Origin of the sequence: Streptomyces sp. NPDC051452, from assembly GCF_044454765.1 — a bacterium.
Classification (GTDB): domain Bacteria; phylum Actinomycetota; class Actinomycetes; order Streptomycetales; family Streptomycetaceae; genus Streptomyces.
Genome location: NZ_JBITEB010000002.1, coordinates 489,784 through 505,567, shown reverse-complemented (window position 1 = coordinate 505,567; position 15,784 = coordinate 489,784). Strand labels below are relative to the sequence as shown.

The following is a 15,784-nucleotide window of genomic DNA, read 5'->3' as shown; positions in this document are numbered from 1 at the left end:
GCTGTGGGAACAGTACCACTCGATCCGGCACTCTGTCCCTGACCCTTGCAACAAGTCGCCGCGCCGGTGTGTTCCCGGGTGCCGGGACCGGCGTGACCGGGTACTGGCTGACCGGGGAACCGGCGTGACCGGGTACTGGCGTGACCGCGGGACCGGCGGACACCGGCGCCGCCGCCACCGGGTCCGCGGCGCGACACCGGGTTCGGCTCGCGACACCGCGCCACCGTCACCCGGAGGGCCTACGATCGACGGGTCTTGTCCCGGGGACGTCTGGAGCATCCGGTGGACACCTCGCCCGTCCGCACACCGCACCGCCTGGATCCGGCCGGCGGCTGCCCGCACGCCCTCAACGCACGACTGCTGGCCCAGGGTGCAGTGGCCCCGGTCGAACTGCCCGGCGGGATCGAGGGCATGGCCGTCCTCGGGCACACGGCGCTGAAGGAGTTCCTGCAGCACCCCGATGTCGCCAAGGACGCACGCCACTTCGCCGCTCTGCGCGCGGGGCGCATCGCCCCGGGCTGGCCGCTGCTGACCTTCGCCACCGTCCAGGGTATGACCACTGCCGACGGCGAGGACCACCGGCGCCTGCGATCCCTGGTGGGTCGCGCCTTCACCCCCCGGCGCGTCGAGGAACTCCGGCCTCGCGTGGTGGAGTTGACCGACCAGCTGCTCGACGACCTGGCGCGGGCCGCCGTCGCGGACGACGGAGTCGCCGATCTTCGACGGCACTTCGCGCTGCCCCTGCCGATGGGCGTGATCAGCGAACTCCTCGGTGTCGAACCCCGCTTCCGGGACCGGCTGCACCACCTCGGTGACCAGGTCGTGGCCACCGACATCGAACCCGCCGAAGCCGTCAGGGCCAACCGCGAACTGGTCGCCGTCCTCGACGAGATAGCCAGGGCGAAGGCCGCGGCCCCGGCGGACGACCTCACCAGCGCGCTCATCGCCGCCCGGGACGAGGGCGGCGACCGGCTCAGCCACCAGGAGCTGATCGGCACCCTCATCCTCATGATCATCGCCGGGCACGAGACCACGCTCAACCTGATCACCAACGCCGTCCGCGCCCTGTGCACCCATCCCGACCAGCTGGCACTGGTGCGCACCGGCGCGGCGGGCTGGGCCGACGTGGTGGACGAGACGCTGCGCTGGGATGCCCCCGTCAGCTACTTCCCGTTCCGCTACCCGGTGCGGGACCTCACCGTCGGCGGCACGCTCATCCCCGCCGGCACACCCGTGCTCGCCGGCTACTCCGCCGCCGGGCGCGACCCGGCCGCGCACGGCCCGGACGCGAGCCGCTTCGACGTCACCCGCCCCGCCCGCCCCGACGCGGTACGCCACCTCTCCCTCGGGCACGGCGCCCACTACTGCCTGGGCGCGCCGCTGGCCCGGCTGGAGGCCACGGTGGCACTGGAGCGACTGTTCACCCGCTTCCCCACGCTCGAACTCGCCACCCCCGAGACCGATCCGGCCCCGCACGCGGGCTTCGTCGGCAACAGCGTGCGCAGCCTGCCGGTCCGGCCGACCCCCGCCGGCACCTGAACGCGGGCGGGGCCGGGGCGCGGTCCCTCCCGCCCCATCGTGTGACCGCTGTGTCAGAGAACCGCATCAGATGTCCCCGGACCACAACGATCGGCTTTCTCGGGGGACTTGGCCCCCAACCGTCCACTATGTTCAGGCCATGTCCACACCACCGCAGCCTCCGCAGCCGGCCGATCAGCCGCCCCGGCAGTCTCCGGCGCAGCCGGCCGTCCCGCCGCAGCCGACCGCCTACCCCTACCCGGACCCGCAGTCCCCGCCGCACGGGAACTTCTACGCCCAGCCCACCCTGGTGAGCCCGGCCACGGCCCAGCCCTCGCCGCCCGGTCAGCCGCAGCCGGGACAGCCGATACAACCGCAGCAGGGTCAGCCGGTTCAGCCGCAGCCGGGTCAGCCGGGGAGCTACTACGCGCCGCAGCCGCAGTACGGCCCCGCCCCCGCCCCTTTGGCCGGTGGCGGAGCCGGGAAGGCGGTGCTGTGGGCCGTCGTCGGCGCGGTCGTCGCGTCCGCCGCCTGGGCGGCCGGGGTCTTCCTGCTCGGCGGCCGGAATGAAGGCGCGGACCTGCGCGGCTACGCGGCGCCCGGCAACATGTGTTCCAGCGCCGACTACTCGTCCTTCAAGGACGAGTACACCCAGGACGACTCCTCGCCGACCCGGACATCACTCAAGGACACGGCGCTGGAGGAGAGTTCCTGCAGCGTCGGCCTGAAGAAACCCGGATCCAGCTACGCCGACGCCTACCTCTCCATGCAACTGGACCTGCACAGGAAGACCGACCCAGGACCGGAGTTCACCGCCACCTGGAAGAACTACGGTGACAGTCACAAGGACTACGACGTGACCCCGGTCAACGGCATCGGCGACGAGGCGTACCTGGTCAGCCAGGACACCACGAACGGCTCCTCCAGCGGCTCCCGGTACGCCACGATCGCCGTCCGCGACGGCTGGGTGACGTACACGATGAGCTACAGCGTCTACCTCAGCTCCTACGACCAGGACAAGAACCCGCCCGCGCTCACCGACGTGTCGCAGTGGCTGCGGACGGACGCCAAGGCCACGCTGGGGCAGCTCAAGGGCTGACGGACCGCGCCTCGGCATCGGCCACGATCTGCTCGAACCGCGCGCCCATGGCCTCGGCCAGGGCCTGGGCGCCCGACAGCGGACGGACCATGACCGTGAACTCGTCGATCAGGCCGTCCTCGTTCACGTGCAGGAAGTCGCAGCCGGTCAGCTCACGGTCGCCCACCCGGGCCGTGAAGACCAGCGCGTGGTCCGGGCCGGCCGGGTCCCCGATCTCCCGCACGTACCGGAAGTCCTCGAAGACCTGGGCGACCGCCCGCAGGATCGCCGCCGTGATGGCCTTTCCCGGGTACGGCTTGAAGACGACCGGGCTGGTGAAGACGACGTCGTCGGCCAGCAGGGCCGCGGCGGCGTCCATGTCCCCGGCCTCGACCGCCTCGCGGAACGCGCGCATCGGATCACCTCGCATAGTCAATTTGTTTAATAGGTGCGGATGACAATAATCATCCGCTGCTAGCCTGTCCACATGTCGCTCCGGTACGCCGTCCTGGCCGCTCTGCTGGAGGGCGAGGCCTCGGGCTACGAACTGTCCAAGTCGTTCGACGTCTCGCTCGCGAACTTCTGGCCCGCCACCCCCCAGCAGCTCTACCGCGAGCTGGAGCGCCTCGCGCTGGAGGGGCTCGTTCAAGGCCGCACGGTCCATCAGGAACGACGGCCCGACAAACGGATGTTCACGCTCACCGAGGCCGGGCGGGCCGAGCTGGGCGCGTTCGCCGCGGAGCCACCCAGGCGGCCGACCGCCGTGCGGGACGAACTCCTCATCAAGGTCCAGGCGATGGACGGCACGGACCCGGCGGTCACCGGGGCGCTGATCGAGGAGCGCATGGGCTGGGCGCGCGGCAAGCTCGACCGGTACCGCCGGCTGCGCGCCCGCATGCTCGACGGCCGCACCGAGGAGGAGTACCTGCGCACCTCCGATCGCGTCGGACCGTACCTCACCCTTCTGGCCGGGATCGGCTTCGAGGAACAGAACGTGCTGTGGTGTGAGCGGGCGCTGGCGACCCTGCGGCAACGCGTGGCGCGGGGCTGACGCGGATGTTCGGCCCCGACGGCCCCACCCTGCGGGAGCTCGCCGCACAGGCCCTGTCCTCCGTCGAGCACGGCTACGACCTGCTGGCCCCCAAGTTCGACCACACCCCCTTCCGCACGCCCGACCGGGTACTGGACTCCGTCGCCGAGGCACTCGCCGGGATCGGCCCGTTCGAGGACGGACTCGACCTGTGCTGCGGCACGGGCGCCGGGACGTGGGCGCTCGCCGGCCTGTGCCGCCGCAGCGTCACCGGGCTCGACTTCAGCGCCGGGATGCTCGACGTCGCCCGGCGGCGCGCCCGGCCGGACGGAGGACCCGGGCCCGTGTGGGTGCGCGGCGACGCCCGGGCCCTGCCGTTCACGGCCGCCTTCGATCTGGTCGTCTCCTTCGGAGCGTTCGGGCACTTCCTGCCCCGGGAACTGCCGGGCCTCTTCCGCCAGGTCCACACCGCCCTGCGCCCCGGGGGCAGCTTCGCCTTCCCGGTGCCGGCACCGCCCCGGCCGACGCACCCGGCCTACTGGGCACTGCTCGGTTTCGACGCGGTGATGCGGGTGCGCAACGCCCTGTGGCGGCCGCCGTTCGTCATGTACTACCGCGCCTTCCGGCTCGGCGCCGTGCTCGGGGAACTGGAACGCGCCGGGTTCGCGGTCGAGCTGTCGGCGCTGCCCGCGTTCGGATGGCGCGACGACGGCAGCCCGCGGGCCCGGCTGGTGGTCGCCCGCAGTGTCACCCCGCCGCCGGGAGGGTGAACTCGTAGACCAGCGCGTCCTGTTCGGCGTTCACCACCAGGTCGGTGATCTCCAGCGGGCGGGCGTACTGGTCGTGCACCCGCCGGGTCACCCGGACCGAGGACGCGTCGCCGACCTGCGTGATGGAGTCCCGGTGATGCAGGGTCAGGCCGGCCTTGCGCATCCAGTCGTACGCCCGTCGCAGCTGCGCCGGGGTGGCCCCGTCGGCGCGGTCCCGGTAGCGGGCCAGCTCCGCCACCTCGGCCAGCGCGACCGCCGAGAACGAGGTCACCGCCGTGCGCAGCGACCGGCCGTCCGGCGTGACCGACCGGAACCGGTGCACCAGCGTCGGCCGGCGCGGGGCCAGCCCCAGCGCCTGCGCGTGTTCCGCCGGGGGTGTCTCCCAGGTCACCGTGGCCCGGTCGACCGCGCAGGGGTCGGCCGAGCGGGCGCCCACGGGGAAGGTGAGCGACTCCGGTGCCTCGACCGGCCGGCCGGGAAGCGTGGCGTGGCTGCCCCGGCGGTCGGTGGCGACCAGACCGCCGCGGCGCAACACCTCCAGCGCCTGCCGGACCGTTTCCCGGCTGACCTCGAAGTGTGCGGCCAGGTGGCGTTCGCCGGGCAGCCGCTCGCCCGGCGGAATGGTGCCGTCGCGCAGTTCCTGGAGCAGTTGCGACGCGACGCGCGCGTACCGGGGCCGGTCGTCGCGGTCGTCGCTCTGCGGGGGCTGCTGGGTGGTGGTGCGGGCCATGCCGCGCCCTCCTGTTGGTGACAAGACGTAGCTGTACGGGTTCATTGCGCGACCACAATTAGCATTGGTCTAAACCACAAGGGAAGAGTGGTCCAGTGGTTCGGCCGAAACACGTCCGCGCCCCGCGAAGCGCCCCCCGGCGGGCTACAGCGCCCGGTAGACGGCGTCCACCAGTGCCATCTTTCGGGGATCGTCGGCGATGCGCGGTCCCATCCGGTTCATGACGTAGCCCAGCGACACCCCGGCCTCGGGGTCCACGAGACCGCACGAACCCCCGAACCCGTCATGACCGAAAGCCCGCGGGTTCGGTCCGTACGAGCCCTGGGCGCCGCTCAGCCAGAGCCCGAGCGCGATCTCGGTCTCGCCCTCGAGCCCGGCCCCCAACACCAGATCGCGGCAGCTCCCCTGGCTCTCGCGCACGCGTTCCGCCGCCTCCGGCGAGAGGATCCGCCGCCCGGTGCCGGAGCCGCCCCCGGCGAACACGCCGTACAGCGCCGCGACGGACCGGGCGGTGCCGTGGCCGTTAGCCGCGGGGATCTCCGCCGCCCGCCACCGCGCCGAGTTGGCCTCGGCCGGGCCGACGAGGGGATTGGCGAGCGCGGCGAGGGCGACGGGGGTCAACCTCCGTGCGTCCGTGGCCTGTTCGGTCCCCGACGCGGGCCGCGGGAGCACCAGCTCGGCCGCCCGGCCGGACTCCTTCACCGGCAGACCGATCGTGAAGTCGATACCGAGCGGCCCGGTCACCTCCCGTTCCAGGAAGGCGCCCGGACGCAGCCCCGTGACGCGCCGGACCACCTCGCCGACCAGGAAGCCGTACGTCAGCGCGTGATACCCGGATCGGGTGCCCGGCTCCCACCAGGGCTCGGTGGCCGCGAGCCGGGCGGTGGTCAGCTCCCAGTCGTACAGGTCGTCCAGGGAGTGCCGCTCGCGCAGGCCGGACAGTCCGGCGCGGTGCGACAGCAGATGCCGTACGAGCACCCCCTCCTTGCCGGCGGCCGCGAACTCCGGCCAGTACGCGGCCACCGGCGCGTCGAGGTCGAGCAGGCCCCGGTCGGCGAGGATGTGCGCGCACAGCGCCACCGGCCCCTTGGTGGTCGACCACACGTTCGCGACCGTGTCCCGCTCCCAGGGTCGGGTGCGGGCCGGGTCGGCCCAGCCGCCCCACAGATCCACCACCGTCTTCCCGTCGACGGTCACCGCCACGGCGGCGCCGAGCTCGTCCCGGTCGCGGAAGTTCTCCTCGAAGGCCTCCCGCACCGCGGCGAACCGCGCGTCGCAGTGGCCGTCGATCCGGGGCCGCGACGACTCCCGCCGTGCCTCGTGCAGCGACGCGTCCTGTGTCTCGGTCTGTGTCTCGGTCTGTGTCTCGGCCTGGGTCTCGTGCTGTGCCTCGTGCTGTGCCTCGTGCGCGGGCATGGGGCCTCCGTCCTCGCCGGAAAAACCCGGGCGCGACGGCGCGTCCGGGGTCCCCGAACGTACCGACTGGTCGGACTGGAGGGAAGGGCGTCGTGAGACGAACGGACGGGGTGGGGGTGGGCCAAGGCGTACGTGGGAGGGCGGTCGGCGCACCTCGGTCGCCCGCCGGGACTCGTCGGGGTCCGTGCGAGAGGAGCTCACCCGGGTTCACGGCACGGCGGCCGTCACCGCGGTGCCCGTCACATCCTGGGCTGGGTCCACCGCGGTCCCGTCCGCGCCCACGCGCGTTCCCACTCGGTCAGCCGGTGCCGCAGCGCGATCCGGCGCTCGACGGCCCGCCCCACCAGTACCACGCCCGCGGCGCCGCCCGCCGCGCCAAGCCCGAGGGTGATCGCGTGCTGCCAGACCGCCGCGTCGTCCGGCGGTGGGGCGACGCCGCGCCCCCGCGAGTCGAGCCACACGGAGACCGTGTCACCGGTCCGGGTTCCGGTCGGCACCCGCGCCCATGTGGTCCTGGTCCCCTTGCCGGGCTCGGTCCAGCGGACCTGGGCCCGGAACGGGTGCTCGCGGTCGCCCATGGTGGAGGACAGACGCCGCGGTGGATCGCCGATCACGGTGGCCCCCACCTGATGGCGCTCGGCCCGCTGCACCTCCGCCAGCGCCTGGGCCCGGCCGTGGGCGCTGAGCCCCGCCGCGACCCCGACCAGGGGGACGACCACGAACAGCAGGACGGCGACGACCAGCGCCGTCCAGGCCTCGACGACATCGGACCGGCGCCTCAGCGGATTGCGGCGCCAGCGCCAGCCACGCACCCGGGTACGCATGTCCACCTCCTCGCCACCGCCGCAGCCGGAGAGCCGGGCGAGCCGGTCCACGGCCCGCCGCCCTCATGGCTCGCGCACACGAGCGTCCACATCCGTCTCGTACCCCGTACGGCGCACCTCGCGCGTGCCGTGGACCGCGAGTTCAAGCCTCCGTGAAGCACGGAACGCGCCATGCGCCCCACGATCGCGCTACCGTCCCCGCGGCGCGACCCGAGGAGGTCACAGTGCCGCCCACGACGGGTCGCGACGGCCCGAACGAGGCGGATGAGCGAGCTGGGACGGGGGTGGAACGGAGGCAGGGCTGTCGCCCCCGGCCTGGACATTGCGGCCGTATGAACTCTCCCGGGCAGCGGGAATACCGGCCCGGCGCGCCTCCTTGGCCCTCAGTACCGGCTCCGGTGCGCCGGTTACGAGCACGCGAGAAGTGAGGAGAGAGGATGCCCAAGGCGTACGTCCTCAGGATTGTGACCGACAGGACCCTGATCGGGGTGGCCGCGTGAGTCTCGTCGACACCTCCGGCGCCTGCGACCCGACCGCCGGCGACGCCCCGCACGTCCTCGACAATCCGGCCCTCGCCTCCCTGACCGGCCCGCACGCCGGGTTCGCCGAGGGGCGCGGCCGGGTGTTGCGCTACCCGGCCGACGTCTCGCCCTGGCTGGCGCTGCCCGAGGAGCCGGACGCCCGGGACTGGGCGGACCTCGCCGCGCTGGCCGGCCCCGGCGCCGAGGTCGCCCTGGCCGGTTTCGGCGGGCGGATCCCGGACGGCTGGGAGGTCACCTTCCGCATGCCGGGTGTGCAGTTCGTGGACGACGGCCTCGCCGCCGCGCCCGAGCCGGAGGCGGTCCGTCTCGGTCCGGCGGACGTACCCGAGATGCTCGACCTCGTCGCCCGCACCCAGCCGGGGCCGTTCCTTCCCCGCACCGTCGAACTCGGCACCTATCTCGGTATCCGCCGGGACGGCGCCCTGATCGCGATGGCGGGGGAGCGGCTGCACCCGCCGGGCTGGACGGAGATCAGCGCGGTCTGCACCGACCCCGCGTTCCGGGGCGAGGGCCTGGCCACCCGGCTCGTCCTCGCGGTCGCCCACGGCATCCGGGAGCGCCACGAGACGCCGTTCCTGCACACCAGCGCCCGGAACATCAACGCCATCCGGCTGTACGAGGCCCTGGGTTTCCGGCTGCGCCGGCACACGGTGTTCCTGGCGGCCCGGGTCCCGGACCGGCTGCCGGACGAGCGGGCGGCGGTGCCGGTGGGCTGACCGGGGCCGGTACCGCCGCCCGTCGCGGTGGCCGGTACCGGCACGGCGCCTCGGCACCGGCGGCGAGCGCCGAGCCCGGTCAGTCCGCGTCGACTCCGGGCGGGGTCGCGTTGTACCGCTCCAGATAGGCCGCGAAGCGCACCAGGTCCCCCTCCGGCCAGTCCGCGAGCCGCTCTCGGAACGCGGCCCGGCGGCTGCGGGTGACCTGGGCGAGGATCTCCTCACCGGCGCCCGTCAGATGCAGCACCTGGACCCGGTGGTCCTCCGGGTCCAGCCGGCGCTCGATCAGCCCGGTCCGCTCCAGCGCGGTCACCTGGCGGCTCACCGTCGACTTGTCCAGGGCGTAGTGCGCCGCGAGGTCCGTGGCCCGGCAGCCGCCGCTCTCCTCCAGATGTCCGAGCAGGGTGTACGACACCAGTGACAGCTCGGGGTGCATCCGTCCCGCCGAGGCGCGGGCCCGGCGGGCGAAGATCGTCATCTCGCGCTGGATCGTCTCGACGGCCGATTCCGCCGAGTGTGCCGAGTGCGTCGTCTCCGCTGCGCTCACGGGAATACCTCCTCCGATGCTTTAGTTGTATAGTACAACTGGACTGAGAGTTGTATAAGCCAACCTTTGGAGGTCGCCCGCGATGAGGTCACCGGCCCTGCGTCATGTGCTCACGCACCTGATCACCCCGCTGCTGATGTGCATAGGCATGGGGCTCGCGTACATGGGGGCCTTCGTCACCCCCGAGCCGCACCACATGCCGGTCGCCGTCGTCGGCACCACCCCGAAGGCCAAGGTCTTCGCGCAGACCATCAAGGACACGGCGGGGGACAAGCTCGACGTCCGTACCGTCGCCACCCGCGCCGACGCCGTCCACCTGCTCACGTCCCGGGATGTGACCGGCGCCTATGTGCCCGGTGCCAAGGCGCCCGAGCTGCTGGTGGCCGGCGCGGCCTCCGACATGGGCGCGATGGCCGTGGAGAAGGTCTTCACACCGGTCGCCGAGGAGCGCGGCACCCCGCTGAAAATCACCGACGTGGCCCCGACGGTCGCCGACGACCCCACCGGCCAGGGGCTGTTCTTCCTGCTGATCGCCCTCAGTATCGGCTCCTACGCCTCCGTCGCCGCCCTCGGCGCGGCGGGCGCCGGGCTCGCGATGCGGGTGCGGGCACTGCTCGTGCTCGGCGTCTCCGCGGTGGTCAGCGGCATCGGCGCGCTGCTCGCCGGGCCGGTGTTCCACCTCGCGCACCACGACCTCGCCGGAGTGTGGGGCATGGCCTGGCTGTACTCGGCGGGCATCCTCTTCATCGGGGTCGGTCTGCACACCTTCCTCAAGCGGTGGACCACGCTGACCATGATGGTGCTGTTCGTGATGCTGAACTTCACGAGTTCCGGCGGACTGTTCCGCCCCGAGCTGCAGAACGGCTTCTTCGGCACCCTGCACGCCTTCTGGAACGGCGCCGGCTTCGTCGAGGGCGTCCGCGGCCTGCTGTACTTCGGCGGCGACGGGCTCGTCCGCGACGTGTGGACCCTGGTGGTCTGGCTGCTGGTCGGCCTGGTCGTGACCGCCGTGGCGGCGCACCACGAGCGGACCCGGCGTGCCCACCAGGCGACTCCCCGTCCGGAAGCCTGGGAGCGGCCCGAGCCGGAGGTCGAGTCGGACGTCGAGTCGGACGTCGAGGAAGAGGTCGAGGAAACGGTCGGCGTCTGACCGTCCGCCCCCACGGCTACCCGGTCCCGGGGCCCCGGGCTCCACGGCTTCAACGGCTTCACGGCTTCACGGCTTCACGGCTTCACGAAGCGGGGGGGGGGGGCCCCCCGGGGGGGGCCCCCCCCCCCCCCCCGTCGTCGGCGCCACGCCGCCTTCCCAACTCGGCGCCGGCGCAGGCCCGTCGTGTGCCTGCGGTATGGTGGCCGTCCCGTCGTGGACGTCCACGGCCCGACGGCCCTTGGTTTTTTGACGGTTCGACGGATTCGACGCGAGGAGGTGAGACCCATTACCGCTGTGTCGGCTGGGGTGCTCTCTCCTTGTGACGGCGCGGTACACCGGAAGCGGTGACCGCGGGAGCGCTCCCGGATCTCGCGCTTCCGAAAGGCTCCAGGCCTCCATGTCCTCTCTGTCAGCCACACCTTCCGACTCATCCGCTTCCCCCGCTTCCCCCTCCTCCTCCGTCGGCGCTGTCGTCTCCGCGCTGCGTGCCGCCGGGTGCGTCTTCGCCGAGGAGGAGGCGGAGCTGATTCTCGCGGCCGCCCGGTCGGCAGAGGAGCGGTCCGCGATGGTCGCCCGGCGCGTCGCCGGGCTCCCCCTCGAACAGGTCCTCGGCTGGGCGCCGTTCCACGGACTGCGCGTGGCCGTGGAACCCGGGGTGTTCGTCCCCCGCCGCCGTACCGAGTTCCTTGTCGACCAGGCGCTCGCCTCGGCGCCGCGGGCCGGTGTCGTCGTGGACCTGTGCTGCGGCTCCGGCGCGCTGGGCGCCGCGCTCGCCACCGCCCTGGGGGAGGCCGAGGTGCACGCGGCCGACATCGACCCGGCCGCCGTCCGCTGCGCCCGCCGCAACCTCGCCCCCTACGGCGGCCTCGCGCACCAGGGCGACCTGTACGAGGCGCTGCCCGCCGGGCTGCGCGGCCGCGTCGACGTCCTGGCCGCCAACGTGCCCTATGTGCCCACCGGCGAGGTGCGCCTGTTGCCGGCCGAGGCCCGCGACCATGAGCCGGTGGCCGCGCTGGACGGCGGGCCGGACGGCCTCGACGTGCTGCGCAGAGTGGCCGCCGGGGCACCCGAGTGGCTCGCGCCCGGTGGCCGGCTGCTGACCGAGACCGGCGAGCACCAGGCGGCGACCGCCGTGGAGGTGTTCCGCGCGGCGGGATTGACGACCCGGCTGGCGGTGTCGGGGGAGCTGTACGCGCATGTGGTGATCGGCGTTCGACCCGGGTAACGGGCCTGACCGTCAGGGAAGTTGCTGCGCCCGGGCGATGAGCAGCGCCACGTCGTCATGGTTGTCGGGGTGGTGCAGCGTCCGCAGGAGCAGGTCACAGGTCTCCTCCAGCGGGCGCTCCGGGTCGTCGAGCAGGGACAGCAGGAAGTCCAGGCGCTCGTCCAGCGAATGGCGGCGGGTCTCCACCAGACCGTCGGTGTAGAACACCAGCTCGTCGCCGGGCTCGAAGTCGACGGTGACCGTGGTGAAGGCGACCCCGCCCACCCCCAGGGGTACCCCGGTGGGCAGGTCGAGCAGCTCCGGCGGGTGGCCGGCCCGCACCCGGGCCGGTGGCAGGTGGCCGGCGTTCGCGATCCGGCACTGCCGCAGACCCGGGTCGTGGACGGCGTAGACACAGGTCGCGATGGAGTGGTCCAGGCTCGACGTCGTCTTGTCGAGTTGCTCCAGCAGCAGGGCCGGGTCGAGGTCGAGCGCGGCCAGGGTGGTGGTGGCGGTGCGCAGCCGCCCCATCGTGGCGGCCGCGCTGATGCCGCTGCCCATCACATCGCCCACCACGAGCGCGGTCTTCCCGCCCTCCAGCGGGATCACGTCGAACCAGTCGCCGCCGACCTCGCTGGTGGCGCCGGCCGGCTGGTAGCGGGAGGCCACCTCGAGGCCCGTCGTGACCGGGGGATCGCTGGGCAGGAGGCTGCGCTGGAGGGTGAGGGCGGTGTTGCGGGCGTTCTGGTACCAGCGGGCGTTGTCGATCTGCACGGCCGCGCGGGCGGCGAGTTCCCGTGCCAGCAGCACGTCGTCCTCGTCGAACGGCTCGGGATTGGCGGTGCGCTTGAGGTCGAGCGCCCCGAGGACCTCGCCGCGCGCGATCAGCGGCACCGCCAGATAGGAGTGGAGTCCCGCCCGGCCCAGCAGCGCGGCCGCCTCGGACGAGCGGGCGATCCGCGCCAGGTCCGTGTCCTTCACCTGCCGCACGAGCACCGCCTCGCCGGTGCGCACGCACTCGGTGACCAGGCGGTCGGGCGCGTAGCGGGCGATGTGACCGGGCGAGTCGGCGGCCCGCACCGCGTCCGTGCCGTCCTCCGGGCGCAGGGCCAGCGCGCGGATGAGCGCGGACTCCGACGGGCCCAGTGTGCTGGGCCGGCCCTCCACCACCGCGTCCAGCAGGTCCACGGCCGCCACGTCCGCCAGTACCGGTACGGCGACGTCGGCCAGCTCGCAGGCGGTGCGTTCCAGTTCGAGCGTCGTACCGATCCGGGCGGAGGCGTCGGCGATGACCGCGAGCCGGCGCCGGGCGGCCTCCGCCTCCATCGAGGCCCGGTGCCCCTCGGTGATGTCGACCACCGAGACCGCGACCCCGAGCACGTTGCCCATGGCGTCCTCGAGCCGGTACAGCGAGTCCGACCAGGTCCGCTCCTCGTCCGGCCGGGCGGCGGTACGGCCGACGAACGTGGCGCCGATCACCGGTACGCCCGTCTCCAGCACCCGCCGCGCGGCTCCCTCCAGCGCGTCGGAGTCCACCAGCGGCAGCGCCTCGTGCAGCGTCCGGCCCACATGGTCGCCCGACGGGACGCCGTTGATCTCCTCCAGGGCCGGGTTGACCGAGACGAACCGCAGTTCCGTGTCCAGGACGGCGTATCCGATCGGGGACTGCTGGACCATCCGCTCGGACAGGGCCACGTCCTGCTCGAGCCGCCGTACGGTCGACTGGTCGGCGGCGAGCCCGAGCGCGTACACATCGCCCCGGTCGTCCGTCAGCCGCATGTTGCGGAACTCCACCAGGCGGGTGCTGCCGTCCTTGTGCCGGACCGGGAAACCGCCGGCCCAGCTCTGCCCGGTGCGCATGACGTCGGCGAAGAGCTTGCCCACCAGCTGGATGTGCCGCTCGTGCACCATCAGCCGGGCGGCGTACTGGCCGAGGGCCTCCGGCGCGGTGTAACCGAACAGCTCCTCCGCCTGCGGGCTCCACAGGACGATCCGCCCCTGGGTGTCCAGCACCACCGACGCCACGCCCAGCACGTCGAGCAGGCCGCCCGGCCGCACCGGCCCGCGCGCGGGCTCGTCGCCCTCGGCCACGGGAGCCTCGGCTGCACTCATGCCACGCACCGCCTTCGACCGTTCGCCCGGCACGCCGTCCCCCGGGCCGACTCCCTACTTCTACCGCGCTCGGATGGTTCTACCGCGCTCACACCGACACTCCGACGCCCTCGCCGTCTACCTCCACCATCTCTCACCACGGCGGCGGACGTCCGCCGAAGCCGTCGCGCCGGCGGCGCGCGTCCCGCGGGGGCGCCTGCGCAGACCGTACAGGCCGGTCCCGCGGACCGTGAGAGTTCACGCCCATGTTGCTGTTCTGGTCTGTACATGACCATCACGCCACGCCAGACTGTCCGCCGACCGAGTGCCCCCACCCTCGTCCCAGGAGTCGGCCATGCCCGCGTCCGCCCGGCAACGTTGCCACACCGTCCTCGCCGGACTGGTCACCCTCGCCACCGCCGCAGTCGTGTCCCTCGCCGCACCCGCGCCCGCCTCGGCGGCCGACACCTGGAGCGAGGCGGGTTCCGACCGCGCGGATCCGCTGACCGAGAGCCAGGGGCTGGCCTCGGTGGAGGTCCCGGCCGGCAGCCCCAACCGCTACACCGGCATCGGCACGGTCCCGCTGGGCGACTCCGCGCGCGGCTGGAACCACGTCGGCGACCCGGACACCTCCTACGACGGCTACTACATCGAGCCCTACCAGCGCGACTCCGGCAGCTCCAAGATGTATCGCGTGCAGGCGCCGGGCGGCGGCTGGTCGGAGTACGTCCACGCACTCGGCCCGGACGAGGCCCTCAACAACTCCTGGGACGCCGTCACGCCCGACGGCCAGTGGATGCTCTCGGGGGAGTGGGGGACGATGACCCGTCTGCTGGTCTTCCCGACGCCCGGCGTCAATCGGGCCACGTCGCCCTCCGCGAACCTCCCGCAGGCCTCGACGGTCCAGCTGGACCACGCCGTCCGCGACGTCCAGGGCTGTGACTTCTCGGGTCCCACGACCCTGCTGTGTTCCTCCGACGACCCGGACGGCAGCCTCTTCGGCATCACCAAGCCGCTGCTCCAGGTCGACCTCTCGGCGCCCCCCAACGGCACCGCGGACGTCTCCGGGCACGTCACGGCCCTGCGTCAGCTGCCGCTGCGCAGCTCCTGCTCGGGCAGCTTCGAGGCGGAGGGCGTCGACTACGACCGGCGCACGGGCGTCCTGCGGGTCATCGTGGTGTCGCCGGGCTTCTGCGTGCTGACCGACAGCAAGACGTACAAGTTCACCCGCGGCTGAGGTGTGCTCGTCGGCCCGTGATGTTTTCCTGAGGATGGACGCGGCTCGGCGGGGTACCCCTTTCCACCGCAGCGCGGCCAGGAAAGGAGCGATCAATGGCACGCACGGAGCGGTCGCATCCGGAGACCGTCACGGTGGAGCTCAGCGGATCGAAGGAGGACGCCCGTCTCGTTTTCGACGCGCTCAGGTCCTGCTTCGCCACCGACCGTGGCGCGGAGGAGGAGCCCCAGCAGCTCGACGAGAGTCGTCCCATGGTCTGGCTCGGCACGTACGACGTCGCGGACGCCCGCGAGGAGGGGTGCCCGCCGGTCCATCTGGACGCCTCGGTCCAGGCCGACGTCCAGGGCGGCCCCTGGGCCGTCGACCGGTTCCGCACCACCCTGGACTCGATGTTCAGCGTGCGGGAGACCAGCGCGGCCTCCGGTGACCAGGAGAGGGACCTGCACCTGCTCCTGGAGAGCCGCTGACACCACACCGCTGACACCACACCGCCGGATCAGCCCGACGCCCCGGCCGGCCCCCCGCCGGCCGGGGCGTACTGCGCCAGGCCGTGGCCGAACGACCAGTCGGCGGACGTGTTCTCGATGATCGTGACGAAGACGTTGCGAGGCTCGGTGCCCGTGCGCTCGTACACCGTCTCGGCGATCCGCCGGTACATCGCCCGCTTCACGTCCGCGTCGCGTCCGGCACGCATGGTGACCGCGACGAAGACGAGCGAGTCGTCCCGGCGCACACCGGGATAGTCGCCGTAGCGCAAGGTGCTGGTGACACCGTCGTGGCCGGTCAGCACCTGGAACCGGTCCTCGGGCGGCACTCCCAGGGTCTCCACCAGGGCGTCCTGGACGGCCTGGCCGAGCGCGTCGAGGCGCGCCGGGTCGGTGCCGAGCGTGTCGATGCGAACGAAGGGCATGGGGCGTCCTCTGCTTCCGGG

The 15,784-nt window shown here is 73.0% G+C and carries 16 protein-coding genes; 9 read left to right on the top strand and 7 right to left on the bottom strand.

Features of this window, described 5'->3' with window-relative positions; genetic code table 11:
• Positions 1-282: 282 nt before the first annotated feature.
• Positions 283-1,539 (top strand): cytochrome P450, encoded by a 1,257-nt coding sequence (locus ACIBA9_RS07525; RefSeq protein WP_399360569.1) that lies wholly within the window; start codon positions 283-285, stop codon positions 1,537-1,539.
• A gap of 139 nt (positions 1,540-1,678) precedes the next feature.
• Positions 1,679-2,617, top strand: a complete 939-nt coding sequence (locus tag ACIBA9_RS07520; protein WP_399360567.1) for a hypothetical protein — start codon at positions 1,679-1,681, stop codon at positions 2,615-2,617.
• On the opposite strand, the gene ACIBA9_RS07515 is transcribed toward ACIBA9_RS07520, so the two are convergent.
• Positions 2,607-3,011, bottom strand: coding sequence for a nuclear transport factor 2 family protein (locus ACIBA9_RS07515; RefSeq protein WP_362159228.1), 405 nt, complete (start codon positions 3,009-3,011; stop codon positions 2,607-2,609). The genes ACIBA9_RS07520 and ACIBA9_RS07515 overlap by 11 nt on opposite strands.
• A 72-nt stretch (positions 3,012-3,083) precedes the next feature.
• On the opposite strand from ACIBA9_RS07515, the gene ACIBA9_RS07510 reads away from it, so the two are divergent.
• Together ACIBA9_RS07510 and ACIBA9_RS07505 are read left to right on the top strand one after the other, a co-directional pair.
• Positions 3,084-3,647, top strand: a complete 564-nt coding sequence (locus tag ACIBA9_RS07510) for a PadR family transcriptional regulator (RefSeq protein ID WP_362159225.1) — start codon at positions 3,084-3,086, stop codon at positions 3,645-3,647.
• A gap of 5 nt (positions 3,648-3,652) precedes the next feature.
• A complete protein-coding gene (locus ACIBA9_RS07505; protein ID WP_399360564.1) occupies positions 3,653-4,396 on the top strand; it encodes a class I SAM-dependent methyltransferase in 744 nt (247 codons plus the stop codon).
• Here ACIBA9_RS07505 and ACIBA9_RS07500 read toward each other — a convergent pair.
• From ACIBA9_RS07500 to ACIBA9_RS07490, 3 genes are all read right to left on the bottom strand, one after another.
• On the bottom strand, positions 4,374-5,126 hold the full coding sequence (locus ACIBA9_RS07500; protein WP_399360562.1) for a GntR family transcriptional regulator: 753 nt from the start codon (positions 5,124-5,126) through the stop codon (positions 4,374-4,376). The genes ACIBA9_RS07505 and ACIBA9_RS07500 overlap by 23 nt on opposite strands.
• A 144-nt stretch (positions 5,127-5,270) precedes the next feature.
• Entirely contained in the window at positions 5,271-6,542 is a 1,272-nt protein-coding gene (locus ACIBA9_RS07495; protein ID WP_399360560.1) for a serine hydrolase domain-containing protein, read from the bottom strand.
• Positions 6,543-6,781: 239 nt separating this feature from the next.
• Positions 6,782-7,417, bottom strand: coding sequence for a hypothetical protein (locus ACIBA9_RS07490; RefSeq protein WP_399360558.1), 636 nt, complete (start codon positions 7,415-7,417; stop codon positions 6,782-6,784).
• Positions 7,418-7,862: 445 nt separating this feature from the next.
• Here ACIBA9_RS07490 and ACIBA9_RS07485 point away from each other — a divergent pair, with 445 nt between their 5' ends.
• Positions 7,863-8,624: a GNAT family N-acetyltransferase gene (locus tag ACIBA9_RS07485; protein WP_399360556.1), complete on the top strand. Its 762-nt coding sequence runs from the start codon at positions 7,863-7,865 to the stop codon at positions 8,622-8,624.
• Between the two features lie 79 nt (positions 8,625-8,703).
• On the opposite strand, the gene ACIBA9_RS07480 is transcribed toward ACIBA9_RS07485, so the two are convergent.
• On the bottom strand, positions 8,704-9,102 hold the full coding sequence (locus tag ACIBA9_RS07480; RefSeq protein ID WP_399361251.1) for a MarR family winged helix-turn-helix transcriptional regulator: 399 nt from the start codon (positions 9,100-9,102) through the stop codon (positions 8,704-8,706).
• Between the two features lie 151 nt (positions 9,103-9,253).
• On the opposite strand from ACIBA9_RS07480, the gene ACIBA9_RS07475 reads away from it, so the two are divergent.
• A complete protein-coding gene (locus ACIBA9_RS07475) occupies positions 9,254-10,321 on the top strand; it encodes a hypothetical protein (RefSeq protein ID WP_399360554.1) in 1,068 nt (355 codons plus the stop codon).
• A 397-nt stretch (positions 10,322-10,718) separates the two neighbouring features.
• Positions 10,719-11,546 carry a putative protein N(5)-glutamine methyltransferase gene (locus ACIBA9_RS07470; protein WP_399360552.1) on the top strand — a complete coding sequence of 276 codons (828 nt, stop codon included), beginning with the start codon at positions 10,719-10,721 and terminating at the stop codon, positions 11,544-11,546.
• A 12-nt stretch (positions 11,547-11,558) separates the two neighbouring features.
• On the opposite strand, the gene ACIBA9_RS07465 is transcribed toward ACIBA9_RS07470, so the two are convergent.
• The gene (locus ACIBA9_RS07465; RefSeq protein ID WP_399360550.1) at positions 11,559-13,637 is read right to left on the bottom strand and encodes a SpoIIE family protein phosphatase; all 2,079 of its coding nucleotides are present in this window, start codon (positions 13,635-13,637) and stop codon (positions 11,559-11,561) included.
• A gap of 334 nt (positions 13,638-13,971) precedes the next feature.
• Here ACIBA9_RS07465 and ACIBA9_RS07460 point away from each other — a divergent pair, with 334 nt between their 5' ends.
• Together ACIBA9_RS07460 and ACIBA9_RS07455 are read left to right on the top strand one after the other, a co-directional pair.
• On the top strand, positions 13,972-14,853 hold the full coding sequence (locus tag ACIBA9_RS07460; protein ID WP_399360548.1) for a hypothetical protein: 882 nt from the start codon (positions 13,972-13,974) through the stop codon (positions 14,851-14,853).
• Between the two features lie 95 nt (positions 14,854-14,948).
• A complete protein-coding gene (locus ACIBA9_RS07455; RefSeq protein WP_399360546.1) occupies positions 14,949-15,320 on the top strand; it encodes a hypothetical protein in 372 nt (123 codons plus the stop codon).
• A gap of 29 nt (positions 15,321-15,349) precedes the next feature.
• Here the strand turns inward: ACIBA9_RS07455 and ACIBA9_RS07450 are convergent, their stop codons facing one another.
• A complete protein-coding gene (locus ACIBA9_RS07450; protein ID WP_399360544.1) occupies positions 15,350-15,763 on the bottom strand; it encodes a tautomerase family protein in 414 nt (137 codons plus the stop codon).
• Between the last annotated feature and the right edge of the window lie 21 nt (positions 15,764-15,784).

Bases quoted from the DNA above. Each gene is read 5' to 3' on its own strand.
- ACIBA9_RS07520 (WP_399360567.1), top strand. From the start codon at position 1,679: ATGTCCACACCACCGCAGCCTCCGCAGCCGGCCGATCAGCCGCCCCGG.
- ACIBA9_RS07515 (WP_362159228.1), bottom strand. From the start codon at position 3,011: ATGCGCGCGTTCCGCGAGGCGGTCGAGGCCGGGGACATGGACGCCGCC.
- ACIBA9_RS07510 (WP_362159225.1), top strand. From the start codon at position 3,084: ATGTCGCTCCGGTACGCCGTCCTGGCCGCTCTGCTGGAGGGCGAGGCC.
- ACIBA9_RS07505 (WP_399360564.1), top strand. From the start codon at position 3,653: ATGTTCGGCCCCGACGGCCCCACCCTGCGGGAGCTCGCCGCACAGGCC.
- ACIBA9_RS07500 (WP_399360562.1), bottom strand. From the start codon at position 5,126: ATGGCCCGCACCACCACCCAGCAGCCCCCGCAGAGCGACGACCGCGAC.
- ACIBA9_RS07495 (WP_399360560.1), bottom strand. From the start codon at position 6,542: ATGCCCGCGCACGAGGCACAGCACGAGGCACAGCACGAGACCCAGGCC.
- ACIBA9_RS07480 (WP_399361251.1), bottom strand. From the start codon at position 9,102: ATGACGATCTTCGCCCGCCGGGCCCGCGCCTCGGCGGGACGGATGCAC.
- ACIBA9_RS07475 (WP_399360554.1), top strand. From the start codon at position 9,254: ATGAGGTCACCGGCCCTGCGTCATGTGCTCACGCACCTGATCACCCCG.
- ACIBA9_RS07470 (WP_399360552.1), top strand. From the start codon at position 10,719: ATGTCCTCTCTGTCAGCCACACCTTCCGACTCATCCGCTTCCCCCGCT.
- ACIBA9_RS07465 (WP_399360550.1), bottom strand. From the start codon at position 13,637: ATGAGTGCAGCCGAGGCTCCCGTGGCCGAGGGCGACGAGCCCGCGCGC.
- ACIBA9_RS07460 (WP_399360548.1), top strand. From the start codon at position 13,972: ATGCCCGCGTCCGCCCGGCAACGTTGCCACACCGTCCTCGCCGGACTG.
- ACIBA9_RS07455 (WP_399360546.1), top strand. From the start codon at position 14,949: ATGGCACGCACGGAGCGGTCGCATCCGGAGACCGTCACGGTGGAGCTC.
- ACIBA9_RS07450 (WP_399360544.1), bottom strand. From the start codon at position 15,763: ATGCCCTTCGTTCGCATCGACACGCTCGGCACCGACCCGGCGCGCCTC.